The 24,396-nt window shown below is 63.2% G+C and carries 20 protein-coding genes; 9 read left to right on the forward strand and 11 right to left on the reverse strand.

Annotated features, from left to right (window positions below):
• Positions 1–31: 31 nt before the first annotated feature.
• A complete protein-coding gene (locus NA29_RS00910) occupies positions 32–2,413 on the forward strand; it encodes a hypothetical protein (protein WP_157127330.1) in 2,382 nt (793 codons plus the stop codon).
• Between the two features lie 147 nt (positions 2,414–2,560).
• Positions 2,561–2,701: a hypothetical protein gene (locus tag NA29_RS25620; RefSeq protein WP_157127333.1), complete on the forward strand. Its 141-nt coding sequence runs from the start codon at positions 2,561–2,563 to the stop codon at positions 2,699–2,701.
• Positions 2,702–3,190: 489 nt separating this feature from the next.
• On the opposite strand, the gene NA29_RS00915 is transcribed toward NA29_RS25620, so the two are convergent.
• The 10 genes from NA29_RS00915 to NA29_RS00960 form a co-directional block, all read right to left on the reverse strand.
• A complete protein-coding gene (locus tag NA29_RS00915) occupies positions 3,191–3,574 on the reverse strand; it encodes a CesT family type III secretion system chaperone (RefSeq protein ID WP_157744751.1) in 384 nt (127 codons plus the stop codon).
• On the reverse strand, positions 3,537–4,493 hold the full coding sequence (locus NA29_RS25940) for a hypothetical protein (protein ID WP_157744752.1): 957 nt from the start codon (positions 4,491–4,493) through the stop codon (positions 3,537–3,539). Before NA29_RS25940 ends, NA29_RS00915 begins: the two co-directional genes overlap by 38 nt.
• 134 nt (positions 4,494–4,627) lie before the next feature.
• On the reverse strand, positions 4,628–5,926 hold the full coding sequence (locus NA29_RS00925; protein ID WP_039394697.1) for a protein-tyrosine phosphatase family protein: 1,299 nt from the start codon (positions 5,924–5,926) through the stop codon (positions 4,628–4,630).
• A gap of 171 nt (positions 5,927–6,097) precedes the next feature.
• Positions 6,098–6,925 carry a hypothetical protein gene (locus NA29_RS00930; protein ID WP_039394700.1) on the reverse strand — a complete coding sequence of 276 codons (828 nt, stop codon included), beginning with the start codon at positions 6,923–6,925 and terminating at the stop codon, positions 6,098–6,100.
• 27 nt (positions 6,926–6,952) lie between these two features.
• The gene (locus NA29_RS00935; RefSeq protein ID WP_039394703.1) at positions 6,953–7,693 is read right to left on the reverse strand and encodes a hypothetical protein; all 741 of its coding nucleotides are present in this window, start codon (positions 7,691–7,693) and stop codon (positions 6,953–6,955) included.
• 247 nt (positions 7,694–7,940) lie between these two features.
• A complete protein-coding gene (gene rodA / locus NA29_RS00940; protein WP_039401937.1) occupies positions 7,941–9,089 on the reverse strand; it encodes a rod shape-determining protein RodA in 1,149 nt (382 codons plus the stop codon).
• On the reverse strand, positions 9,089–11,335 hold the full coding sequence (gene mrdA, locus NA29_RS00945) for a penicillin-binding protein 2 (protein ID WP_072633166.1): 2,247 nt from the start codon (positions 11,333–11,335) through the stop codon (positions 9,089–9,091). The genes rodA and mrdA overlap by 1 nt, the downstream gene beginning before the upstream one ends.
• Before the next feature lie 48 nt (positions 11,336–11,383).
• Positions 11,384–11,896 carry a rod shape-determining protein MreD gene (gene mreD, locus NA29_RS00950; RefSeq protein ID WP_039394706.1) on the reverse strand — a complete coding sequence of 171 codons (513 nt, stop codon included), beginning with the start codon at positions 11,894–11,896 and terminating at the stop codon, positions 11,384–11,386.
• 9 nt (positions 11,897–11,905) lie between these two features.
• Positions 11,906–12,874 carry a rod shape-determining protein MreC gene (mreC, locus tag NA29_RS00955; protein WP_039394710.1) on the reverse strand — a complete coding sequence of 323 codons (969 nt, stop codon included), beginning with the start codon at positions 12,872–12,874 and terminating at the stop codon, positions 11,906–11,908.
• Positions 12,875–13,070: 196 nt separating this feature from the next.
• On the reverse strand, positions 13,071–14,114 hold the full coding sequence (locus NA29_RS00960; protein ID WP_010805637.1) for a rod shape-determining protein: 1,044 nt from the start codon (positions 14,112–14,114) through the stop codon (positions 13,071–13,073).
• A 549-nt stretch (positions 14,115–14,663) separates the two neighbouring features.
• Between NA29_RS00960 and gatC the strand changes: the two genes are divergently transcribed.
• The 3 genes from gatC (at position 14,664) to NA29_RS00975 (ending at position 17,072) form a co-directional block, all read left to right on the forward strand.
• Positions 14,664–14,963, forward strand: a complete 300-nt coding sequence (gene gatC / locus NA29_RS00965; protein WP_039394713.1) for an Asp-tRNA(Asn)/Glu-tRNA(Gln) amidotransferase subunit GatC — start codon at positions 14,664–14,666, stop codon at positions 14,961–14,963.
• Between the two features lie 103 nt (positions 14,964–15,066).
• Positions 15,067–16,557, forward strand: a complete 1,491-nt coding sequence (gene gatA / locus NA29_RS00970) for an Asp-tRNA(Asn)/Glu-tRNA(Gln) amidotransferase subunit GatA (protein WP_095178404.1) — start codon at positions 15,067–15,069, stop codon at positions 16,555–16,557.
• An 86-nt stretch (positions 16,558–16,643) separates the two neighbouring features.
• On the forward strand, positions 16,644–17,072 hold the full coding sequence (locus NA29_RS00975) for a hypothetical protein (protein ID WP_224786757.1): 429 nt from the start codon (positions 16,644–16,646) through the stop codon (positions 17,070–17,072).
• A gap of 1 nt (position 17,073) precedes the next feature.
• Here the strand turns inward: NA29_RS00975 and NA29_RS25625 are convergent, their stop codons facing one another.
• Entirely contained in the window at positions 17,074–17,223 is a 150-nt protein-coding gene (locus tag NA29_RS25625; RefSeq protein ID WP_157127334.1) for a hypothetical protein, read from the reverse strand.
• 11 nt (positions 17,224–17,234) lie between these two features.
• Between NA29_RS25625 and gatB the strand changes: the two genes are divergently transcribed.
• The 4 genes from gatB to NA29_RS00995 all read left to right on the forward strand — a co-directional run bounded on the left by gatB (position 17,235) and on the right by NA29_RS00995 (position 24,254).
• Positions 17,235–18,707, forward strand: coding sequence for an Asp-tRNA(Asn)/Glu-tRNA(Gln) amidotransferase subunit GatB (gene gatB, locus NA29_RS00980; RefSeq protein ID WP_039394716.1), 1,473 nt, complete (start codon positions 17,235–17,237; stop codon positions 18,705–18,707).
• A gap of 143 nt (positions 18,708–18,850) precedes the next feature.
• Positions 18,851–19,657, forward strand: a complete 807-nt coding sequence (locus NA29_RS00985; RefSeq protein ID WP_039394719.1) for a polyphosphate kinase 2 family protein — start codon at positions 18,851–18,853, stop codon at positions 19,655–19,657.
• Positions 19,658–19,815: 158 nt separating this feature from the next.
• Positions 19,816–21,096 (forward strand): efflux RND transporter periplasmic adaptor subunit, encoded by a 1,281-nt coding sequence (locus tag NA29_RS00990; RefSeq protein WP_084103346.1) that lies wholly within the window; start codon positions 19,816–19,818, stop codon positions 21,094–21,096.
• A complete protein-coding gene (locus tag NA29_RS00995; RefSeq protein WP_072633167.1) occupies positions 21,093–24,254 on the forward strand; it encodes an efflux RND transporter permease subunit in 3,162 nt (1,053 codons plus the stop codon). Before NA29_RS00990 ends, NA29_RS00995 begins: the two co-directional genes overlap by 4 nt.
• Positions 24,255–24,396 lie beyond the last annotated feature (142 nt).

Raw genomic sequence — 24,396 nt, forward strand, 5'->3', positions numbered from 1 at the left:
GGCACCGGTATTTGAGAGGGGGCACAACTTTATGGCATTTATGGTTCAGTCGACGCTGAGTGAACACATTGCGGTCGCAACGCCAGCGTCAGATCAGGTCGACATTTCGCAAAACGAATTCGACACGTGTATCCGGAACGACGATCGCCTTTTTCAGGCGAGCAACGATAGCGACGACGTGCCCGCCACACGGGTGCAACGCGATGCCGGGAAGCCGCCGCTATCGCGCGCCGATACCCGTGTGGCGATCTCCGCGCTCTGGAACGTCTACCAGGACTGCCGGACCACGCTGGGACTGCCCGACAAAGGGCGCGCCCACGACAGGCTCAAGGCCGAAGTACGGGACTTCTTGCGCGTATCGTCCGGCGCGCAAATGTCGGCGCGGGAGATGCGGGCGTGCTCGGAGCTCTTTCGGTCGATGCAAAGCGCGCTGGAGCGTCACATCAACAAGAAGACCTGGGAAAAGAAGCTTGTGCCCGCAGCATTGCGCGCCAGCCGTTCCCTGAAATGGCATTTCGAAGTTAGCGTCCATGAGTGCGTCAAACAGCGTCTGAACGACGGGCTGAAAGACCGGTTGAGTACGATGAAGCCGGGTGCGTCGCAGTCTTTCCGGATGCGCGGCGGCGTCGGTGCCAACGTGGTGCCTGGCGTAGGCGCGGGCGTGACTTACACATGCGATTCGACATTATCGGTCACGCCCACAGAGTGGGTGGTCGATTCACGTACGGACAAGGTCACGCTCTCGGCCGACGCGGACGTGCTGTCGTTCGTCGAGGCAGAGCTGGGACTGTCGGTCGCTGCGTCGCGCTCGGAAATTTACGGATCGCTGGTCGACTACGTCACAAGCGCGAGCCACAAATTCACGACGTGGATCAGGCATAGTCCGATCGCGCTGATCGCCAAGATTCGTGACTTGTTCACGATCTCTTCGTCCTACGAGTCCGATCGCGCACGCGCGGATTTCAGTAGCGATTGTCTGGAAGACGATCTGATCGCCTTGTGCGGCAAAAGCCTCGACATTGCGCGATACGGTTTGGCTAAACAGCCCGTCGAGCGTCAGCACACGTACATGGGGGAGGTGCATGCCGGTGTGTCCGCCAATATCGGCGTTTCGGCGAGTCTCTCGGCGGCCGGCCGGAAGTTTGTGACGATCAAGCAGGCGCGTCTGGACATTCTGGCGCTGGCCGAATCGAAGCCGGATGTCGCGCGTCGACTGTTGTCCGGGTCGACCCTTGTCTGTACGCCCGAGAAGTTGCTGGAGGTGATGCGGGCACATCTGAAACAGTCCAGCAGGGAGATCACGTCCGAACTCATGACGGGGCGGCACGGGAGCGGCATCGAGGATATGGAGGCGCGCGCGCAATATCTGCTCGAACAGTTCGCGTTACTCAAACTCAGCGGAGATCTGGCGCCGGAGGTAGAGGCGATCTTCATGGAGCTGTTCAAGGAGCGAGAGCGCATCTTGCGTCCCCACTCGCTGGCGGTCTACGAACTGAACAGTCGACAAAGCAAGTGGCAAGCCGAACTGAATGTGGGCGTCGGGCTGGGCGCGCTACTGCCGGACGGCATTCACGGAAATGTCACGTACGAGAAGGTGACGGAGGACGAAGACCCCTACTATTGCGGCAGCTTTCTCACGATCGATCTCGCTGGCACGGTCGACGTCGCGCATGCCGTTGCGCAGGCGCTCGACGCGGTAGGCGTGCGCTCGGGCAGCGTATGGGGCGTGGCTGAAATCGGCAGTGCGCTGAGCAACGTAGGCATCGATGCGAACGCAGGCGTGACGACGACGATGCGTTTCAAGCTCAAAGAGGATGGCGTCGCCCTGATGTATTCCGTTCGCGGCGTTAATTCGACCTGTGGCGTGGGCGGCAAGACGCCGACGCCGGTGTCCGTGACGGCGGGTGTGTCGTGGGCCGGTCATTCGGCAGACTTGCTGACCATGGGTAGCCATTGTCTCGACATGCTCGCGCCGATGATGCGACAGCGTCTGACGAGTGCATCGGATGGCGGTGGTGCCTGGTGGCAGGACTTCTCGGCGCGTCACAAGGACGAACTCGACGAGATGTATTTCCAGATGGCGACCCCCGTGCCCGGAACGACGCTCGAAGCCGATCTTCAGCGCATCGTGCAGGAGGTGCCCGCCACACGACACTTGCTCGATGCACTGCGCGAGGCCGCAGGAGATCTCGCGCAAGCGCCGACCCCAAATCACAGGGCAAAGACCAATGCTGCGATGGCCGAGTTCATGCTGGCTTACGTGAAAGGCGGCTACGGCGAGAAGGTGTCGGGAAAGTGGCACCTTTCGGTGGGCGGCAAGCGGTTGCCGGACCTCGAAGGCGAGACCAATAGGGGCGTGAGCGGCAATCGTGGAAACGACCGCAATGGTGGCACGTCGATACTCGCTGCGTGAAAGCGATACGTGAGACGAGGCAGGAAAGAAGCCGCAGGGCGTAGCGCACACCACGCCCTGCGGCGGCGTCATCGGTTAGCGTTGTGCGTCACTCCCGACGCTGGGCCGGGGTGGCTGGGCGGAAGCAGATTGGGGGGCGGAACACCGATGGACGGCCGTGTTGGCGGTCGTGACGAAGGCGATGACGGTGACGAGGGCGACGCTGTCGTCGATGGCGTCACCGCATCGGGAGTGTTGCGTCGCACGGAACCTTGGGTGAGCGTCTCCGTTTTCGGCGCAGTGGCCTGATTCAGCGCAGTCCGCGCGCGAAACGCAGCAAGTTTGGCTTGTGCGGCATCGATCAACCGGTCATCGTTCGCAGGGCATTCGAACTTGAAGGAACGGATGGCCGATGACGAATGCGCGGTCCTCTGCGCAGATCCGCTAAAACCGCCTCGAACCGAAAGACGCTCCACAGACTGCACCGCCCGGCTGTTCAGGACCCTGAGCAGTCGGGACGCTTTCACGCCCGAGAATACGGCGCGTATCTGCGCGGCGAATCGACTCCACGCCGATGGCATGCGTTTGGGGGTGAGTTCCCGATTCAGAATGAAATTGCATGCCCGCACACTCTGCTGCGGATGAAGGCAGTAGTCGAGCCCTCCGTATTGGACGACAACGCCGCACTTGTTCATGCCGATCTTCGTATCCGATGGCATGGCACTCAGTTGCATACGTAAATCGTCTGTGTCTCTCGACAGTGGAACGGCCATGATTTAGCTCCTGTGAATGATGGGGTCAGTGGGCCGCAGGGAGTGCTTGCGCGACATCCAGTAGTTCGCCGAACGCGTCGGCCAGCGTGGCGCGGTCCTGCCCGTCGAGCGGCATCTTCATCCAGCAATTGAGCGTGCCGTTGTCATTGAGCGAAAACACCGGCTGACGGAAGTCCGCGCGCAGATGATTGGCCTGCAGGGCGGCGGCCAGGGCATCGGTCGTGGGCGTTTCGTTGATTTCGGCGAGCATGAACCAGGACACATGATCGATCGCGCCAAAGTGCAGCGACATGCGGTCTTCGACATCGAGACTCACGACTTCCTGATCCGGGGCCGGTTCGAATGAGAAAAAGCCGATGTGATGCAGCAACTCACCGACAACGTTGTGAAAGGAATGTAGGTCTTGCATCGGGGAACGTCCTTGAGAGAGGGGATGAAAGGGAGTCGCTGCCGGGCGCGGCTTTACTATCGCCGACATCGCCGACATCGCTGCCATGGGTTCTCGACGTGTCGTGCGCGGGTTTCGTCGCGCCGCGTCGATGGCGAGTGCGCGCGAGTCGGGTCAGCTCCTGATGCTGGCGGAAGGTCGGATCGAACTTCGTCGGCCCGATGCGGATGTCACGCAACACGGTGTCCAGCGACAGATTGCTCTGGTCCAGCAGCACACTAGCGGCGAGCCACATGCCGAGGCGCGCCGTGCGGTGCGTCGATTGCACGATGGGCAGGTGCTTTGGCGCGATAAGCGTCTGCGTCCGATAGAAATCCAGACGTTGCAGGTGTTGTGCAGGGGTCGTCGCCTTGAGTCGTTCGGCGGCCTGATGCAGATGGGACAGGGCTTGGGCGCCGACGATAGCGTCGCCGTCGTCGGTCCATGCCTGCAGTGCCGGAAACGTGACAACGTCGCAGCCGTGCGTGATGGAGATAACGCATGTGCGCAAATGCGTACCCTGCTGCCCGCAGTCGCTTTGCGTCAAAAGATAGCTGCTGAAACCGATGTCGCCGAAACGGCGGCTCATTGGCGCGAGTAGCGGATAGGCGGTGTTGCGGGTGAGCAGTTCGTCGTCTGAGGCGAGCGTAATCAGGAGGGCGGGCGGCGCGGTCAGCCAGCGCTTCAGATAGCGCTCGATGTCGGGCGCACGAGGCGGCTCGCGACGTACGGCCAGCGTACGCTTCGCGTGCCTGAGCATCTGCGAATCGCGGGGCGATTTCTCGTCCGTCGGCTGACGCGTCAGCGTTAGCGCCTCGGCTGACGGCACGCGAACCGAACGCCGGGATGCCACGGTCGCGGTGCGTCCGGGGGATGGGGTCACGGTGGCCTGGGACGACATGGCAGGTCTCCTGTTGCGATCGCATCGCATGAAGGGGGGCAGGAAGGAACGGTGATTCGTACCGTTCCTCAGGGTGTTGCGAAGACATTTCGCGACGTGACGACACCGCAGCAGCAAATCCACGAATCGACAAATCAGCGATGTTTGAGCAACGGTCTTCGCAGGTCGTCGGCAAACGCACCGATGACGTCGAGCTGATGGTGGGTGCCGATCAGCTGCGGGGAAGCTGTGAGCCGGATATCGGTGACGATTTCCTCCACGCTGAGATGTTCGTGGACGTCTCGCGACATGGCGAGCGCCGTGACCAGAACCCCGGCGATGCCCTCGGGCTCGTCGAAAACGATCACGGGGTATCCGGTGGGGATGCCGCCGGTGGACTTGCCGCTCGTGTCGTCCGGCGGCGACACATGTCGCATGGCGTTTTCGACGAACTGCAACGTTTGCGTGACGTACAACCGGTCGGACGGCACATCCGTCGCATGTCGGTAGGGCGCGTGCAGTACCGAGAACGTGACCTCGCTCGCGCTGGTGCGAAGCGTCGTGGAGTACACGCTGAAGTCAGTGACGAAGGTCGCGGCCGTGCTGGTGGTGATGTGGCGTCGACTCACGCGAATGGCACCCTCGTGGCGCTCAGCGCCGTGCGGCTCGCATTGCGGAGTGACGTGCACGACGACCGACGGACGCAGCTTCATCAGCAACCACAAGAAGGCTTCGAGCGTGCCCGGCAGCGGCGTCTGGCAGACGACCGCCAGGGGCAGATGGTTCACGCGAATGACATTGGCCGGGAGCAACGCTCCGTCGAAACTGCGCAACGCCGTTTGACGTGCAACCCAGAGCGTGCGGTGGTGACGGGTCGACAATTCGCGATGATAGTGATCGCGATAGGACGCGTTACTCTCCGTGACCAGCTTGTAGTGGCCCACGACATGCTGGGCCGATCCCATGCGATGTTTGAGCTCGGACAGTGCGTCTTGCGGCCGGTCGTTGCCGAGGAGATCGACGCCACAGGTATCCGGGTTGCCGCGCCAGTCGAGCTGCCGCTTGATGCCTTGCAGCAAACGAGCCCTCACGGCGGCTGTGGCGTTGCGCAGCAGCCAGACCATGACGAACGGCTGATCGAGGCGCATGGCGCGCACGCCGGGGCGCACGGCATCCGGAGCGCCGATGCGTGCGTCCGATGGCGCATGCGTGCGCCACTGGGTGGATGCGTCGGCACTAGCCAGCGCGGCAAGCGCCATGTCGCGCGCGCGACGCCACAGATGCGGATGTCGGTAAGCGCTCCATCCCACGAGCAGAACCAGTTGACCGTCACGATTCACGCCGACGGTCGTACGGGCGGGATCGACAGAGTGTCGACAGATCAGACGATGAAGCTGCTCGGCTTCGTCACTGGTCATGGTGGCGGCGTTGATCTGGGTATGGATCGATGCCATGCGTTGAAATGCCTCCCGATTCCAGAGCGTTCGAAAGACTATGGTCGTGCCCGTAGCGCTCAGCCGCTTGCAGGTTTGGCTCATCGTATACGCTGGGATATGGCGTATCGAGGAGGTCAGCAGCGGCATGCGCATCGCGGGACACATGCGCATGGCGACGGGCCGTGCAGACTACGAAGCGCTGTTCACGAGCATCGTTCGGATCAATGCATCTCTGGCCACACCTCCCCGATGCAAGTCGTCGAGGAATGCCGGGGAGTCGCTGGTATTGCGCGTGCTTGTTCGCGCATTGTCGGACGCCGTCGCTATCGATGACGGCGGCGCTGTCCCCGATGTTGGCGTTTGCGTTTGCGGTGGCGTACCGGGCAAGAACTCGAACGAGTGCGACGACACCGTCGACGGTGAGGGGCTGGACGGCAGCGGATGATGCATAAAGGGCGGGTCGATCTTGCGCGGTGGCCGCTTCGGTGGGGTGGCGGCCACCGGAGTCCCGAGGTTGTCATTGGCCGTTGATACCAACCATTTCAGGTCCTGCAACGCCATCGGCGGTTGCGTTGTAATCCGCACGCTCGCCTGCGAGTGCGGCGAACGGGGACTGCCGCTCGACGAGGTCTTGTCGGGCATGCCCGCGAGAAGAGATTCGAAGCAGACGGCCTTGTCGGACGCGCCATCGATCTTTCGCAACGCATTGGTCAGGTTCATCCGCCTGATCAGCGTGTCCGTAGACTGCTTGCCCAGTCGGAGGTCTTTGAACTTGAGCGCAGAGCGCAACGACGCGCTTGCGTGCGTCGACAAGTCGTTCGCTTTGATGAGTTTGTCCGCCCGGTAGCACTGCTGAAGGTGCAGCAGGAATGTCTTGCCCTTGAAGACAACGAGCTGACCTTTGTCGTTGATGCCGATGCGCCCATTTTCGATGGTCGCGCCGTTACCCGGCTCCCCCAACCTGTCGAGCGCGGCGCGCGAATTGTACGCGACCGATTGCAGCGAGATACTGGTCATAGCCTGACTTTTCCTCTCGATGAGGCATTAGACGGGATATCGCGGTGTCGACTCGACCCGCGTTGGCGACGTGGGACGCTCGACTTGCAGTGCGTCAGCGGTGTAGACGGGCGTCGGGTCGCCGTATGCCATCCGTGCACGACTGACGTTTCTTTGCAGGGCGGACGGGTTGCTCTTGGGCGGGAGAGCTGGCTTTGCATCGCATTCGGTCGGCGCTTGCGGGAGGGCGACGCTCAGCGGATTGGCTGCTACGTGGGGGGTATCGTTGCCAGCAGATTCGCGGTACTTATCCCAGATCTTCATGGTCTCCGCCATGACCGCGAGATAGAGTTCCTCGTGCTTAACCGGGCCCGTCCACGTCGCGGGCTCAATCGACGAAACCGCTTCCGAGCGTGTCGTGAGCAAGACCTGCGCCGCAGATCCGGCACCGGTCTGGCGGTCCATGACATTGGACCGGTTCAACCTGAGGATCAGTTCGCTCACCGGCCGTTTATCCAGACGGACGCTGTTGAGCTTGAGCGAGGACACCAGCGAAGAGACGGGCGACTTCCTTTCGGCGATTAGTTCTTGCGCTTTCAGAAGCTGTTTCGCGCGGTGACATTGCCTGAGGTGCAGGACAAACTCCATGCCTTTGAAGACAGTGATCTGCCCGTCCTTGCGAATGCCGATTCGTCCTTTCGCCATACCTTCGTTTGCCTGAGCGTTCAGCATGTCGAGTATGGCGCGTGAATTCTGTGCAACGGTTTGTAGGGAGATGTCCATGCCCATCGCGAAGTGCTCCTTCGGTTATGTGCATGACGCCTGTCGGCCTAGGTCATCTCAATGAAGACCGTGAACTCGGCGAATGCACGTATGTTTTGTTTACGCCTCATTTGTATCGGATTTGAACTATGCCGAATCCCATGTTTCGCTCATTGATATCGACGAAAACATCGGCCGAAAACAAAAACGGCAGAGCGTAGGCTCTGCCGTTTTTCGGGTGACGCATCGATGCGTCGAAGGCGGTGCTGGGGGGCTAGCTCTGCATGAGCCGCTTCTCGCGCGCCACGCTCATGAGAATGCCGACCCCGAGGCCGAGCGTCACCAGCGCCGTGCCCCCGTAGCTCATGAATGGCAATGGCACCCCGACCACCGGCAGAATGCCACTCACCATGCCCATGTTCACGAAGGCGTAGGTGAAGAAGATCATCGTGACCGCACCGGCGAGTAATCGTCCGAACAGCGTCGCACCGCTCGCCGCGATCATCAGGCCGCGTGCGACCAGTAGCAGATACAGCAGGATCAGCACGCCCTCGCCGATCAGGCCGAACTCTTCCGCGAACACGGCGAAGATGAAGTCGGTGTGCTTCTCGGGAATGAATTCGAGGTGAGCTTGCGTGCCCTTGAGCCAGCCCTTGCCGGTCGTGCCGCCGGAGCCGATGGCAATGACCGACTGAATCGTGTGGAAGCCCTTGCCGAGCGGGTCGGACGTCGGGTCCAGCAGCGTGCACACGCGGTGCTTCTGGTAATCGTGCAGGATGTGCCATTCGACATCCGGCTGACAGATCTTGTCTTCCAGCGCGAGGATCGTGCCAATGCCGATGACACCGGCAATGAGCACCGGCAGAATCAGCTTCCACGACAATCCGGCCAGATAGATGACGTACAGACCTGCGGCCGCCACGAGCAGACCCGTGCCGAGGTCGGGCTGCTTCGCGATCAGTCCGACAGGCACGCCGAGTAGTGCGATAGCCGCCAGATAGTCGAACCAGCGAATGTTGCCTTCCCGCTTCTGAAAGTACCAGGCCAGCATGAGCGGCATGGCGATCTTCATGATTTCGGACGGCTGAATCACCATGCCGACGTTCAGCCAGCGCTTCGCGCCCTTCTTCGTCAGACCGAACATCGCTACTGCGATGAGCAGCGCCACCCCTGCGGTATAGAGCGGCACGGCGAACTTCATGAGGGTCTGAGTGGGCAGCATCGCCAGCACCCACATCAGGATGAAGGTCAGCACGATGTTGCGGATCTGATCTTCGACACGGCCGGGTACGTCGATGCTGGCGCTGTAGAGCGTCACCAGTCCCACGCAGAGCAGCAGGAAGACGATCAGCGCGAGCGGCTTGTCGAAGGCGGCAAACAGGCGCTTGACCTGTTCTTTCCACGTATGTTTGTCGAGCGCCATCATGGCGTTGCTCCTTGCCCGCGCTGTGCGCGGATCGCAGCACGGTGGCGTGCTTCGTCGGCGACGGTCGGGCTTACGGCGGGCTTTTGCTGAGGTGGTGGCGGCGTCTGAGGTGTCGCAGGTGCTGCTGCCGGGGCCGACGCCTTGCCGCCTGCGACGCGCGGTGCGGCGTTGGTGGCAGTGGCCCCCGATGCGCCCGGTGCTACCCGCGACACGGTCGTCGTGGCCGCGCCCGCGGTGCGGTCGAGTTCGGCGGCGCTGGCGGGCGGTGCGTCCGGCGTGGCGGAGACCGCCGACGCGGCGCCCGCGCCTGACGCTGCAGCTTGCAGCGCAGCGGCTTCGGCCGCGCGCTCCTTCGGCTCGTCGATCAGGTAGTAGTCGAGCAGACGTCGCGCCACCGGACCGGCCTGCGCGCCACCCCAACCGGCGTTCTCGACGATCAGCGCAATGGCGATCTTCGGATCTTCTGCCGGGGCGAAGGCGATGAACAGGGCGTGGTCGCGCTTGAACTCCGGAATCGCGTTGTGGTTGTACTTCTCGTTCTTGCCGAGCGAGTACACCTGTGCCGTGCCCGTCTTGCCGCCTGCATCGTACGGTGCGCCGGCGAACGCCTGACGTCCCGTGCCTTCCTTGATCACGCCGACCATCGCCCGTTTGACGAAGTCGATGTCGGCCTGCTTGTACGGCAGACGCGCACTTTCATGCGGCACGGTCAGCTGGCGCGCATGCGAGACGGGATCTTCGACGGCCTTCACGAGGTGAGGCTTCATCACCACGCCGTTGTTCGCCAGCGTGGCCGTGGCGTGTGCAAGTTGCAGGATCGTGAACGAGTTATAGCCCTGTCCGATGCCCAGACTGATCGTCTCGCCGTCGTACCATTTCTGTTGCGCTGGCTTCTTGTATGCCTTGCGCTTCCATTCGGTCGACGGCAGGATCCCGCGCGCCTCGCCTTCGATGTCGATGCCCGTCAATTGACCGAAGCCGAGCGGTGCCATGAAGTCATGAATGGCGTTCACGCCCAGATCGTGCGCGAGCATGTAGTAATACGTGTCGTTCGAGACCACGATCGAGCGGTACATGTCGATCCAGCCCTGACCGTTGCGCACGTCGTTGCGGAACGTGTGGTTGCCCAGTGTGAACGAGCCTGTGTCCTGGAAACCCCAGCTTGTCGTGCGCTTGCCGAGTTCGAGCGCGGCGAGCGCCATGAACGGCTTGTACGTCGAGCCGATCGGGTAGGTGCCGCGCAACGGACGGTTGAGCAGCGGCCGGTCGGCCGAAGTGTTCAGGGCGTCCCAGTTCTGCTGATCGATGCCTTCGACGAACAGGTTCGGGTCGAAGCTCGGCGCGGACACGAAGGCGAGCACGTCGCCGGTCTTCGGTTCGATGGCGACCACCGCACCGCGACGTCCGGCGAAGGCCTGTTCGGCGACCTGCTGGAGTTTGATGTCGATGGACAGCACGAGGTTGTCGCCCGGCGTGGCCGGGGTGCGCGAGATGGTGCGCACCGGGCGGCCGCCGGCGGTCACTTCGATTTCCTCGAAACCGGTGATGCCGTGGAGCTGCGTCTCGTAGCTTTGCTCGACGCCGATCTTGCCGATGTAATCGGTGCCCTTGTAGTTGTTGACGTCGCGGCGGATGTCGTACTTGGCGCTGTCGCTGTCGTTCTCTTCGCTCATCGCGTCGATGCGCTGACGATCGCGCTGCGAAATCCGGCCGATGTAGCCGATCACGTGCGCAGCCGTTTCGCCGAGCGGGTATTGACGGAACAGGCGCGCGTGCACGTCCACGCCGGGAAAGCGGAAACGCTGGGCGGTGAAGCGGGCGACTTCCTCGTCGGTCAGCCGCGTGCGGATCGGCAGGCTCTCGAAGCTCTTGCTGTCGTCCATCAGCTTCTTGAAGCGGGCACGGTCGCGCGGCGTGATCTCGATCACGTCCGACAGATCGGTGACGAGGTCTTCGAGCGGACGGCCGATCTTCGACGGGGTGATTTCCAGCGTGTAGGCGGAATAATTGCGCGCCAGTACCACCCCGTTGCGATCCATGATCACGCCACGGTTGGGCACGATGGGCGCGAGCGAGACGCGGTTTTCGTCGGCTTGCAGGGCGTACTGGTTGTGACGGAAGACTTGCAGATAGACGAAACGCACCGCGAGCAGGCTGAAGCAAATCAGCACGAAAAACGCGGCCGCCGTTACCCGCAGGTGAAACGTCTGCAGTTGTTGCTGGGGATTCTTGAACTCGGTCATGCTGGCTGGGCGGGGCTCGTAGGTGCGATCTGAGGGCGGAGAAGCCCGTCAGATCGGACGCGTATCGTCGCGGTCGACGGCGCGTTTCTGAGGCGCCAGCAGCAAGATACTGATCACCGGCCAGAGCACAGCTTCCACGAAGCTGGCCGCGAGCGGCCACCAGCCCGGGAATGCTGCGCCGGTCGCCAGACGAATGATGAACGGCACCACGTGCGCGAGCAGCAGCAACGGCAGCACCGTGAGCGCCTGACCGAGCAGCGTGAAGAACAGAACACGGCGGTGAATCATGATCGCACCGTACGACAGCAGCGTGTAAGCGAGCGCATGCTCACCCAGCAGCCCGGCGTTGTGCACGTCCATGAGCAACCCGACGAGAAACGCCACACCCATGCCGACCTTGCGCGGCTGGTGGATGTTCCAGAACATCAGCACCAGCGCGACGAAGTCGGGCATGGCGGGGGCGTGTCCCCACGGCATCAGGTTGACCAGAAACGCCACCACGAGACTGAGCGCGATGAAGTACGGATTGACCGGCAGCAGGATGTATTGCGGTCGTGGCATGTGAATTCCTCAATGACCCTTGCGGGCGCCCGGCGCGAGCTTCGGATCGGCACGCGTGCCGCCCTTCGGCGCAGGTTTTGCGCCACTGGCCGACGGATCGGAGGCGCGTGCGAGATCGGCTGCGGCGTCCGGATGCAGCGCCAGCGGCGTGGTGTATTGCAGGACCAGCACCTGACGCTGGCTGCGCAGATTGGCCACCGGCTGACACAGTATGCGCGCGAACGCTGTGTCCGAGACCCGGTCGACCTTGGTGATGCGTGCGACCGGCAGACCGGCGGGGTACACGCCGTCCAGGCCGCTGGTGGCGATCTCGTCGCCGACCTTCACGTCGGCCGACAGCGGAATGAAGCGCAGGTCGAGCACGTCGCCGCGCAGGCCACCGTAAATCACGCTGTGCACGCCGCTGCGCGTGACCTGCACCGGCACGGCCTGTTCCTTGTCGGTCAGCAGCGTGACTTCGCTTTGCATCAGAAACACACGCGAGACCTGACCGAGCAGGCCCTGCTCGGTGACGACCGGCGCGCCCAGCTTCACGCCGTGCTTTGTGCCGCGATCGATGACCACGCGTTGCGTGAACGGATCGCGCGTGTCGTATTCGATTTCTGCCGGAATGCTGGGGACGGGCAGACGCTCGCGCAGGGCCAGCATCTGGCGCAGATGTTCGTTCTCGGCCACCAACTGGTTATTGCGTTGGGCCTGGACGGAGAGTTCGAGATTACGCGCGCGCAGCGTGCCGTTTTCGGTGGTGAGCTGCGATTCGGTCGAGAAGAAGCCCGCTATGCCGAGAATGGCGTCGCGCGGCAACAGCATCATGCGTTGCACGGGATAGAGGGCGGTGCCGACGACGCTTCGCACCCGCTCCAGCGTGTTGTAGTGCGAGTCGACCACGAGCAGGCCGATGGCGAGCGCGACGAAACAGATCAGCCGGGCCAACGCCGACGGTCCCTGTTTGAACAGTGGCGGCGGACTGTACTGCATGGTGGGCCCTTCAGGGAAGCACGCGCAGCGAGGCGCTGCGGTGCACGAGTGGTGTCAGTCGGGCGCGACGAAGTGGCGTGACAAGCGGCGTGACGCCTGACTCCGAGCGCGAGATATTGCTGCGCGGCCTGTCGTGCCGGGCGAGGTGTGCAAGGGAATGCCCCACCGCGCCGGACGACGAACCACGCACGTTGGCTTACTCGTAGGAGAAGATGCTGCCGAGCTTGTCCATACGCTCGAGCGCCATGCCCGAGCCACGCACCACGCAGGTGAGCGGGTCTTCGGCGACGAGCACGGGCAGGCCGGTTTCTTCGGCGAGCAGACGGTCCAGATCGCGCAGCAATGCACCACCGCCCGTGAGCATCATGCCGCGCTCGGCGATGTCGGCGCCCAGTTCCGGTGGCGTTTGTTCCAGTGCAATCTTCACCGACGACACGATCTGGTTGAGCGGATCGGTCAGGGCTTCGAGAATTTCGTTGCTGGAGATGGTGAAGGCGCGCGGAATCCCTTCCGAGAGGTTGCGGCCCTTGACTTCCATTTCCTTGACTTCCGAACCCGGGAAGGCCGAGCCGATTTCCTTCTTGATCGCTTCGGCGGTTTGTTCGCCGATCAGCATGCCGTAGTTGCGGCGGATGTAGTTGACGATGGCTTCGTCGAACTTGTCGCCACCGACACGCACCGAACCCTTATAGACGATGCCGCCCAGCGAGATCACGCCCACTTCGGTCGTACCGCCGCCGATATCGACGACCATCGAGCCCGTGGCTTCCGAGACCGGCAAGCCGGCACCGATGGCAGCGGCCATCGGCTCTTCGATCAGGTACACCTGCGAGGCGCCGGCGCCGTGCGCGGCTTCCTTGATGGCGCGACGCTCGACCTGGGTCGATCCGCACGGCACGCAGATGATGATGCGCGGCGACGGCGAAAACAGACGCGACTCGTGAGCCATCTTGATGAACTGCTTGATCATCTGCTCGGTCACGGTGAAGTCGGCGATCACGCCGTCCTTCATCGGGCGGATCGCCTCGATGTTGCCCGGCACCTTGCCGAGCATCTGTTTGGCTTCTTTACCGACGGCCTGAATCGTCTTCTTGCCGCTCGGGCCGCCTTCCTGACGAATGGCGACAACCGAAGGTTCGTCGAGAACGACGCCCTTGCCGCGCATATAGATCAGGGTATTGGCCGTGCCCAGGTCAATGGCCAGGTCGTTGGAGAAATAGCTGCGAAGAAAACCGAACATGCAAAATCCTGTGTTTGCTTGAGGCCGCCCAATGCGTTTGACTGGGACGGCTGCCTGTCGTCTGGGTTCCGGCCTGTTCGCAAAAAAATCGCCAGGCGCCACGCGGCGGCTCGCGAAACGTGCGGACAAACCGAGGAATGCGGTACCGGGCAGGAGGCGGGGCTGCCGTTAAAAATCCGTCGCGTCAGGGTCTTCCACTGGACTGCGCGATCGTCTGTCGCGCCCCCCGGACTGGCCGTGGCCCACCTGCGCGACAGCGGCGGAGGGTGCAAAAACACGCTCCGACGCAAATTTAATGCGCAATGATACCTTATAATTTCGCAGGTTTTGCAGGAAAAACGAGCACGTTGACGCCACATTCGAGCCCCGGGGCAAACCCGCCGGGAGCCTCACGGTGCGGCGTGTCCGACGTCCTGCGCAGTGCAGTGCACGGAGTAAAACGGCAGACGGTCAGGACCTCGTCCGCAGATTCTCCGCATTCTGTCCCTAATTTTGGCGGCAGGCGTGCATTCGGCTGCTCTCCAATGCGCATTTTTTTGGGATTTCTTCATGGCTTTGAATCTCTCAGACGTCAAACGCATCGCTCACCTCGCGCGTCTCGAGCTGGCCGATGACGAGGCGGCTCACATGGAAAAGGAGCTCAACGGCTTCTTCGCGCTCGTCGAACAGATGCAGTCGGTCGATACGACGGGCGTCGCACCGCTCGCGCATCCCATCGAACAAATTCAGGAAGTCGCTCAGCGTCTGCGCACCGATGCGGTGACGGAGCTGGTCGATCGCGAGGCGAATCAGCGTCCGGCACCCGCCGTGCAGGACGGCCTCTATCTGGTGCCGAAGGTTATCGAGTGAGTCCCGCGCGAGACGCGAACGCTGTCCGATGGGACACACGCGTCTCATGCACCAGGGGCCTCAACCCTTCCGCCTTCATGCGCTACCCAGTCAAGCCGCCATCATGGAACAAGATCTGATTCATTTGCAGGATTTGCGCGCCGCGCTCGACGCCAAGCGTGTCTCGAGCGTCGAGCTGACGCAGCACTATCTGGACCGCATCGCCGGTGCCGCCGATCTGAACGCCTTCGTGCACGTCAACGCCGAAACCAGTCTCGCGCAGGCGCGCGCGGCCGACGCCCGCATCGCGGCTGGCGACGGCGCGAACCAGCCGCTGCTGGGCATTCCCGTCGCGCACAAGGACGTGTTCGTCACGCGCGGCTGGCACAGCACCGCTGGCTCGCGCATGCTCAAGGGCTACGACAGCCCGTACGACGCTGCCGTCGTCGAGCGTCTCTCGAACGCGGGCATGGTCACGCTCGGCAAGACCAACATGGACGAGTTCGCCATGGGCTCGTCGAACGAAAATTCCTACTACGGTCCGGTCAAGAACCCGTGGGACAAGCTCGCCGTGCCGGGCGGTTCGTCGGGTGGTTCGGCGGCGGCTGTCGCCGCGCGCCTCGCGCCGGCCGCGACCGGCACAGACACCGGCGGCTCGATCCGTCAGCCGGCCGCGTTCTGCGGCGTGACCGGCATCAAGCCGACATACGGCCGCGTGTCGCGATACGGCATGATCGCGTTCGCTTCGTCGCTGGATCAGGGCGGCCCGTTCGGTCATAGTGCAGCGGATTGCGCATGGATGCTCAACGGCATGGCTGGCTTCGACGCCCGCGATTCGACCAGTCTCGAACGTGCGGACGAAGACTTTGCGCGTGGTTTGGGCAAGCCGCTGGACGGCGCCACGGCCGACAAGCCGCTGGCCGGTCTGCGCATCGGTCTGCCCGCCGAATACTTCGGTGACGGCCTGGACGCCGACGTGCGCGAGTCCGTCGACACTGCGCTCGCCGAGTTCGAGAAGCTGGGCGCCGTGCGCGTGCCGGTATCGCTGCCGAAGACGGAACTCTCGATCCCCGTGTACTACGTGCTCGCCCCGGCAGAAGCGTCGTCGAACCTGTCGCGTTTCGACGGCGTGCGCTTCGGCCACCGCGCGGCCGAGTACCGCGATCTGCTCGACATGTACAAGAAGTCGCGTGCCGAAGGCTTCGGCACCGAGGTCAAGCGCCGCATTCTGGTGGGCACGTACGTGCTCTCGCATGGTTACTACGACGCTTACTATCTGCAAGCCCAGAAGATCCGCCGTCTGATCGCGCAGGACTTCCAGAACGCGTTCGCGCAGTGCGACGTGATCATGGGCCCGGTCGCGCCGTCCGTGGCGTGGAACCTCGGCGAGAAGAGCGCCGATCCGGTGCAGATGTATCTGGCCGACATCTATACGCTGTCGGTGAGTCTGGCCGGTTTGCCGGGCATGAGCCTTCCGGTCGGCCCGGGACGCAACGCGCGCCCTGTCGGTCTGCAAATGATCGGCAACTACTTCGACGAAGCCCGCCTGCTGCAAGTGGCCGACGCGTTCCAGCGCGCGACCGACTGGCACAAGCGCGCGCCGGCGGGCGTCTGATCATGAGCCGCCAGCGCATGCAACGCGACATGACGGTTCCCGCCCCGACCGGCGCACGCACGGCGTCCCTGGTCTCCCGGGGCTTGATGCTTGCCGGTATGGTGCTCACGCTCGCGTCATGCTCACTGCCGTTCTCGCGCCCGACGCCCATCGCCTATCGCGAAGTCAACCTCTCGGGTTACTGCTCGCAGACCGACGAAGACGGGTTTCGCGAACAGGCGACGCTCAAGGTGCAGGGCAACGCGGTGCAGGCGCTGGACTGGCGTCTGTGGGTGGGCAGCCGTGGCAGTTGCCACTTCAATCTGGCGAACTTTCACCAGACGCAGTGGAAGCCGAGCATCGAGCTGCGCGCGAACAGCGGCAGTTGCAAGCTGCTCATCTGGCAGGATCCGGGCAACGTGACGATCGGCCACGCGAACTGCGAGGCGTATTGCACGGGCGACGTCTACGACAACGCATGGCCGGTGAGCTTCGATCCGCAGTCGGGCACGTGCGCACGCGACACGCGCAGATAAGTCAGGGCCAGCGCTGGCAGGTATCGACGACATCGACGGCATCGACGACGTCAACGAACAGGAACAGGCCGGACCGTCCGCTCAGGGAGATCTGAGCGACGGGCGGCAGCAAAGGCAGGGCGACATGCGCCGTGCCGACAAGTTGAGACAAGGGTGAACCTTATGCAATGGGAAGTCGTTATTGGTCTGGAGACGCACACGCAGCTCTCCACCGCTTCCAAGATTTTCTCGGGCGCATCGACGCAGTTCGGCGCGGCCCCCAATACGCAGGCATGCCCTGTGGATCTGGCGCTGCCGGGCGTGCTGCCGGTGCTCAATCGCGGCGCCGTCGAGCGTGCGATCGAGTTCGGTCTGGCCATCGGGGCGACGATTGCGCCGCGCAGCATCTTCGCGCGCAAGAATTACTTCTACCCCGATCTGCCCAAGGGCTATCAGATCAGCCAGTACGAAATTCCGGTGGTGCAGGGCGGATCGATGAAGATTCAGGTCGAAGCCGATCCACGCACCGGCCGCGAAGCGTATGAAAAGGTCGTCACGCTCACGCGCGCTCACCTCGAGGAAGACGCGGGCAAGTCGCTGCACGAAGACTTCGCCGGTATGACCGGCATCGACCTGAACCGTGCTGGCACGCCGCTGCTCGAAATCGTGACGGAGCCGGAAATGCGCAGCGCGGCCGAAGCCGTGGCCTACGCCAAGGCGCTGCACGGTCTGGTGGTGTGGCTCGGGATCTGCGACGGCAACATGCAGGAAGGCTCGTTCCGGTGCGACGCCAACGTGTCCGTGCGCCCGGCCGGTCAGAAGGAATTCGGCACGCGCGCCGAGATCAAGAACCTGAACTCGTTCCGCTTCCTCGAAGAGGCGATTCAGTATGAAGTGCGTCGTCAGATCGAACTGATCGAAGACGGCGGTACGGTGGTACAGGAAACGCGTCTGTACGATCCGGACAAGAAGGAAACGCGCTCGATGCGCAGCAAGGAAGACGCGCACGACTACCGTTACTTCCCGGACCCGGACCTGATGCCGCTCGTGATCGACAGCGAATGGGTCGAGCGTGTGCGTGCATCGTTGCCGGAACTGCCTGCCGGTATGCAGGCGCGCTTCGTCGAAGCGTACGGTCTGTCGGACTACGACGCCGCTGTGCTCACGCAATCGAAGGCGCAGGCCGCGTACTTCGAAGCGGTGGTCGCCAAGGCAGGCAAGGCGAGCGCCAAGCCCGCTGCCAACTGGATCATGGGCGAACTGTCGTCGCTGCTCAATCGCGAAGACATCGGCATCGACGCCAGCCCGGTGTCGAGCGCACAACTCGCCGGTCTGCTCGCCCGTATCGCCGACAACACGATCTCCAACAAGATCGCCAAGGAAGTCTTCCAACTGATGTGGGAAGAGCGCGCGACCGACGAAGGGGCTGCCGACCGCATCATCGAAGCGAAGGGCCTCAAGCAGATCACCGACACCGGCGCGATCGAGAAGATCATCGACGAAGTGCTGGCGGCGAATGCCAAGTCCGTCGAGGAATTCCGCGCGGGCAAGGAGAAGGCGTTCAACGCGCTGGTCGGTCAGGCGATGAAGGCCACGAAGGGCAAGGCGAACCCGGCGCAGGTCAACGAGTTGCTCAAGAAGAAGCTCGGCGCCTAAGGTGCATGGGCTGACGGGCCGAAGGGCCTGAATAGCCTGAAGGGACGGAAGGGCGCGGTAGCCGGATCGGCACCGCGCCCTTTTTTTCTGCCCCCCGCAATTTGCGCCATACTGCCAACTAACTTTTCACGCAGGAGTTGGCGATGTTCGAGAAATACCGCGTGCCGTTCGGCAAGAAGCTGGACCTCTCCAGCTTCGACCCTGCCGACAAACCGTTCTCCGGCGACAACAAGGACGACGACAAAACGCGTCTGGCCGAGCTGGCGCTCAAACTCGACGAATTGCAGACGATTCTGCACGCCAACAGCAAACATCGTGTTCTGCTGGTGCTTCAGGGCATGGACACCAGCGGCAAGGACGGCACCATTCGCGCGGTGTTCCAGAACGTCGACCCGCTAGGCATCCGCGTGGCCAACTTCAAGTCGCCCACCCCCATCGAACTGGCGCGCGACTTCCTCTGGCGCGTGCACATGGTCGTGCCGGCGGCGGGCGAACTGGCGATCTTCAATCGCAGCCATTACGAAGACGTGCTCATCACACGTGTGCACGACTGGATCGATGCGGACGAATGCAAGCGCCGCTACACGCACATCAACAACTTCGAGCAACTACTCGTCGACAACAACACGCACATCATCAAGTGCTTCCTGCATATCTCGTCGGAGGAGCAGCGCAACCGACTTCAGGAGCGCATCGACGATCCGAACAAGCACTGGAAATTCGAGCTGGGCGACCTCAAGGAACGCAGCTTCTGGCCGCAATACACAAAGGCCTACGAGGCGGCTTTATCGGCGACCTCGACGGAACACGCACCGTGGTATATCGTCCCTTCCGACTCAAAACGCCACCGTAATCTGATGGTGGCAGAGTTGCTGGTGCACGCGCTGAGCGAGCTGAAGCTGACGTATCCGCCCGCCAGACCCGAGTTGACGGGCATGAAGGTCGAGTAGCGACGAAATGCGGCGGCGCAGCACGGCAGCGGACATAACGACGGGCAAGCAGTGAGCGGTCGCGGTAAGCCAAGACCGTTTTATCAGTAGAAACAGGCGCGACCGGGAGGGCGGGGGCCCGACCGGTGACGGCGTCGCATGGGGAAACGGGGAAGAAGATGAGTGACGAGAACGCCCACCGGCCGTTGCCGGGGGACGCGGCTACCCGCGGGCATGGCGGCCAGCCGGGGAACGGCGCGCAGGGAACGAAAGGACCCAATGGACCAAATGGGCCAAATGGACCGAAGCGTTCGCGCCGCTGGGTCGTAGGTCTGGTCGCAGTGGCGGTCATCGCTGGCGGGGCCACGTGGTTGCGCTCGCGCGGCGCCGAGAAGACCGTGAAGACGGCGGCTGCACCGTCTGTCACGGCCGCGATCGTCGAAACGCGTGATGTCCCGGTCCGGCTCATCGCTAACGGGACGGTCACGGCGCGTCAGACCATCGATGTCCGCCCGCAAATCTCCAGCACCATCCGTCAGGTACATATCAAGGAAGGCGATTTCGTCAAAGCCGGGCAGTTGCTGTTCTCGCTCGACGCCCGCATGGACGAAGCGAACCTCAAGAAGGTGCAGGCGCAACTGGCGAAGGACGAAGCCGATCTCGCCAACGCACGTCGCACGCTCGCGCGCACCAAACAACTGATCGCCGAACACTTCGTGTCGCAAAGCGCCCTCGACACGGCGCAAAGCGGTGTGGACAGCCTGACGGCACAGGTCGCCGCGGACCGGGCCGCGATTGCCGCGAGTCAGGTGGCGGTCGACTACAACCAGATCCGTGCGGGTATCGATGGGCGCACCGGCGCGATCAACGTGCATCCGGGCAGTCTGGTCACGCCGGGGGGCGCGGCGCTCGTGAGCATTACCCAGCTCGATCCGATCGACATCAGCTTCACGCTGCCCGAAGGGGCGTTGGCCGAATTGCAGGCGGCGCGCGCGGGCGGTCCGGTCGCCGTGACGGCGACGCTCGGGACCACGGGCGTGAACGTTACCGGTCAGCTCAGCTTCATCGACAACGCGGTGGATTCGCAGACGGGCACGATTCGCCTGAAGGCCGCTTACGATAACCGGGACGCGAAGCTGTGGCCCGGCATGTATCTAAACGTCGCGGTCATCGGCCGCGTGCTCAAGCAGGCGAGCGTCGTGCCGCCGCAGGCGGTGCAGACCGGGCCGGACGGCAAGTTCGTGTACGTGATCGGCGGCGACGGCAAGGTCAGCGCCAAGCCGGTCAAGGTCGGCTACGTGGAAGCAAAGCTCGCGGTCGTCGACGGTGTGCCAGCCGGGGCGAAGGTCGTGCAGGAGGGCGCGGAAAACCTGCGTCCGGGCAATAAGGTGACGGTCGTTGCGTCGCGCGAAGGCGGTGCCGGTGTGGGTGCCGGTGGTGGCTCAGGGAAAGCGCCATGAACCTCTCAGAACTCTGCATCCGCCGACCGGTCATGACGATCCTGCTGTGCGTGGCGGCGGTCGTCGCGGGTCTGATCGCGTACGGACAGATTCCGATTTCCGCCCTGCCCAGCTACAACTCGCCGGTGATTCAGGTCACGGCCACGCTGCCGGGCGCGAGTCCGGAGACGATGGCCGCGTCGGTCGCGGCGCCGATGGAAAAGCAGTTCTCGACGATTGCGGGTGTGGCGGTCATCAGTTCGACCAATACACAGGGCACGACGTCGATCATCATCGAATTCGACAGCGACCGCGATATCGACGCGGCGGCCGTCGACGTGCAGGCGGCGCTGTTCCGCGCGCAGCGCAAGCTGCCGGTGGAGATGACGACGCCGCCGTCGTATCGCAAGGTCAATCCGGCCGATGCGCCGATTCTGTTCCTCGCGATGAACTCGCCGTCGATGTCGCTCGCCGAGCTGGACGACTACGCGGAAAACCTCGTCTCCCCCACGCTCTCCACGCTGCCCGGCGTGGCGCAGGTGCTGATCTTCGGTCAGAAGCGCTTCGCCGTGCGCGTGAAGGCTCGTCCCGACGCGCTCGCCGCGCGCAAGCTCACGCTCGACGACGTGGCGCGCGCCCTGGCGTCGGCCAACGCGAATAGCCCCGTGGGCACGCTCGACGGTAGCCGTCAGACGCTGACCATCGAGGCCAACCGTCAGATGACGAAGGCCGACCAGTTCGCGAACCTCATCATCGCCAGCGTCAACGGGAGCCCCGTGTATCTGCGCGACGTGGCGGATGTGCAGGACAGCGTCGAATCGGTGAAGACCGGAAGCTGGGTCAACGGCGAGCGCTCGATTGTGCTCGCGGTGCTGCGTCAGCCCAACGCGAATACGGTCGCGACAGTCGATCAGGTGAAGGCGGCGCTGCCACGACTCGCGGAGCAGATGCCGCAGTCGATTCAGGTCAAGCTGCTCAACGACCGCTCGGTGTCGATTCGCGAGTCCATCGACGACGTGCAGTTCACGCTCGCGCTCACGGTGATTCTCGTGACGCTGGTGATCTTCCTGTTCCTGCGCCGTCTGGCCGCCACGCTCATTCCGGTGATGTCGCTGCCGGTGTCGCTGATCGGCACCGTCGCGCTCATGAAAGGCATGGGTTACTCCATCGACAACATCTCGCTGCTGGGCATCACGCTCGCCGTGGGCCTGGTGGTCGACGACGCCATCGTGATGCTGGAGAACATCGTGCGTCATATCGAGAACGGCGTGCCGCCGTTGCGCGCCGCGCTCGTCGGTTCGCGCGAAATGGGCTTCACGATTCTCTCGATCTCGATTTCGCTGGTGGCGGTGTTCATCCCCATCTTCTTCATGCCGGGCGTGATCGGGCTGATGTTCCACGAGTTCGCGGTGGTCGTGTCGCTGGCGATTCTGGTGTCCGCGGCGGTGTCGCTCACGCTGATTCCGATGTTGTGCAGCCGCTATCTCAAGCACGAGCAGGACGAAGGCCTCGGTCTGCGCGCCACGCAGTGGTTCGAGGACGGCTTCGTGTGGGTGCAGGATGCCTACGTGCGCAGCGTCGATTGGTGCCTCGCGCACCGCAAGTGGGTGATCGGTGCAGCGGGGGCCACGTTCATTGCGACGGGCGTGCTGTTCGCCACGATCCCGAAAGGCTTCTTCCCGAGTGAAGACATCGGGCAGGTGCAGGTGACAGCCGAGGGCGCACAGGACATTTCGTTTACGGCGATGTCGGCGCTGCTGCGTCAGGCGGGCGACATCATCCGTGCGAATCCGGCGGTGGAAACCGTGATCGTGTCGGCCAACGACAGCAATCAGGGCCGCATGTTCATCAACCTGAAGCCGCATGGCGAGCGAGCGCACATGAGCGAAGTGCTCGAAGCGCTACGGCGCGACGTCAAACAGGTGCCGGGCCTGAACGTCTACTTCAATCCGGTGCAGAACCTGCAACTGGGAGGCAAGCAGAGCAAGAGCCGCTATCAGTATGTGATGCAGAGCGTGAAGCCGGGCGAGATGCAGTTGTGGTCCGACCGACTGATGAACCTCATGCGTGCCGATGCGATCTTCCGCGACGTGACGACGGACGCGCAGATGAAAGGTTTGCAGGCGCAACTCACCATCGACCGCGACAAGGCGAACACGCTGGGTGTCGCCATCGGCGATATCCGTAGCGCGCTTTACAGCGCGTTCGGCGAGCGTCAGGTGTCGACGATCTACACGCCAAGCGACAGCTATCAGGTGATTCTGCAAGCGGACGACAACGACCGTCGCGACGAAGGCGCGTTCGACAAGATTTACGTGCGCGGCAAGGGCGGTGCACTGGTGCCGCTCTCGGCCGTGGCGACCGTCGAGCGAAAGATGGGGCCGGTATCGGTCAACCATCAAGGCCAGTTGCAGGCGGTCACGCTGTCGTTCAACCTCGCGCCGGGCGCGGCACTGGGCGACGCGTCGAAGAAGATCGTGGGCTTCCAGCAGCAGTTGGGCTTCCCGCCGAGCATCATCACAAGCTGGGGCGGCGATGCAGCCGCGTTCCAGAAGTCGCAGTCGAGTCAGGTGGTGCTGCTGGTCGGCGCGTTGCTGGTGATCTACGTGCTCCTTGGCGTGCTGTATGAGAGCTATATTCACCCGATCACGATTTTGGCCGGTCTGCCGTCGGCGGCGGTCGGCGCGCTGATCACGCTGCGTCTGTTCGGCATGGATCTGTCGCTCATCGCGGTGATCGGCATTCTGATGCTGATCGGTATCGTGAAGAAGAACGCGATCATGATGATCGACTTCGCGCTCGACGCGCAGCGCAATGGCGGTATGACGCCGCTTGAGGCGATTCGTCAGGCCTGCGCGCTGCGCTTCCGCCCGATCATGATGACGACATTGGCGGCACTCATGGGCGCGTTGCCGATTGCATTGGGGCTGGGGGCGGGGGCGGAACTGCGCCAGCCGCTCGGTCTGGCCGTTGTCGGCGGGTTGCTGTTCTCGCAGGTGATCACGCTCTACATCACGCCGGTCATCTATCTGTATCTCGACCGCTTCGCCGGTAAGGGGCCGCTCGTGCTGCCCGGCGACAAGGCGGCGAACGACGGTGGCGGTAAGCACAACGGCAGCCAGGATGGCAGCCACAACGCAACCGACATCAATGCGCACAAGACCAGTCACGCCCACTAAGCGTTGACGAAACCGACGGCGTGCAGCGGCATCTTCTGCCTGCTGCGCGCCATCGACCCTCCCCTACGGCGCCACGCTCCCTCCCGTTTGCCACGCAAGCCATGCAAATTGGCTTGTGAATCCGCTGATTCCTGACGTTTGC

Source organism: Pandoraea sputorum (genome assembly GCF_000814845.2).
GTDB lineage: Bacteria > Pseudomonadota > Gammaproteobacteria > Burkholderiales > Burkholderiaceae > Pandoraea > Pandoraea sputorum.

What these genes read in the sequence shown, in the direction of transcription:
- NA29_RS00910 (WP_157127330.1), top strand. Translation starts at nt 32, where the DNA reads ATGGCATTTATGGTTCAGTCGACGCTGAGTGAACACATTGCGGTCGCA.
- NA29_RS25620 (WP_157127333.1), top strand. Translation starts at nt 2,561, where the DNA reads ATGGACGGCCGTGTTGGCGGTCGTGACGAAGGCGATGACGGTGACGAG.
- NA29_RS00915 (WP_157744751.1), bottom strand. Translation starts at nt 3,574, where the DNA reads ATGCAAGACCTACATTCCTTTCACAACGTTGTCGGTGAGTTGCTGCAT.
- NA29_RS25940 (WP_157744752.1), bottom strand. Translation starts at nt 4,493, where the DNA reads ATGTCGTCCCAGGCCACCGTGACCCCATCCCCCGGACGCACCGCGACC.
- NA29_RS00925 (WP_039394697.1), bottom strand. Translation starts at nt 5,926, where the DNA reads ATGGCATCGATCCATACCCAGATCAACGCCGCCACCATGACCAGTGAC.
- NA29_RS00930 (WP_039394700.1), bottom strand. Translation starts at nt 6,925, where the DNA reads ATGACCAGTATCTCGCTGCAATCGGTCGCGTACAATTCGCGCGCCGCG.
- NA29_RS00935 (WP_039394703.1), bottom strand. Translation starts at nt 7,693, where the DNA reads ATGGGCATGGACATCTCCCTACAAACCGTTGCACAGAATTCACGCGCC.
- rodA (WP_039401937.1), bottom strand. Translation starts at nt 9,089, where the DNA reads ATGGCGCTCGACAAACATACGTGGAAAGAACAGGTCAAGCGCCTGTTT.
- mrdA (WP_072633166.1), bottom strand. Translation starts at nt 11,335, where the DNA reads ATGACCGAGTTCAAGAATCCCCAGCAACAACTGCAGACGTTTCACCTG.
- mreD (WP_039394706.1), bottom strand. Translation starts at nt 11,896, where the DNA reads ATGCCACGACCGCAATACATCCTGCTGCCGGTCAATCCGTACTTCATC.
- mreC (WP_039394710.1), bottom strand. Translation starts at nt 12,874, where the DNA reads ATGCAGTACAGTCCGCCGCCACTGTTCAAACAGGGACCGTCGGCGTTG.
- NA29_RS00960 (WP_010805637.1), bottom strand. Translation starts at nt 14,114, where the DNA reads ATGTTCGGTTTTCTTCGCAGCTATTTCTCCAACGACCTGGCCATTGAC.
- gatC (WP_039394713.1), top strand. Translation starts at nt 14,664, where the DNA reads ATGGCTTTGAATCTCTCAGACGTCAAACGCATCGCTCACCTCGCGCGT.
- gatA (WP_095178404.1), top strand. Translation starts at nt 15,067, where the DNA reads ATGGAACAAGATCTGATTCATTTGCAGGATTTGCGCGCCGCGCTCGAC.
- NA29_RS00975 (WP_224786757.1), top strand. Translation starts at nt 16,644, where the DNA reads ATGCTTGCCGGTATGGTGCTCACGCTCGCGTCATGCTCACTGCCGTTC.
- gatB (WP_039394716.1), top strand. Translation starts at nt 17,235, where the DNA reads ATGCAATGGGAAGTCGTTATTGGTCTGGAGACGCACACGCAGCTCTCC.
- NA29_RS00985 (WP_039394719.1), top strand. Translation starts at nt 18,851, where the DNA reads ATGTTCGAGAAATACCGCGTGCCGTTCGGCAAGAAGCTGGACCTCTCC.
- NA29_RS00990 (WP_084103346.1), top strand. Translation starts at nt 19,816, where the DNA reads ATGAGTGACGAGAACGCCCACCGGCCGTTGCCGGGGGACGCGGCTACC.
- NA29_RS00995 (WP_072633167.1), top strand. Translation starts at nt 21,093, where the DNA reads ATGAACCTCTCAGAACTCTGCATCCGCCGACCGGTCATGACGATCCTG.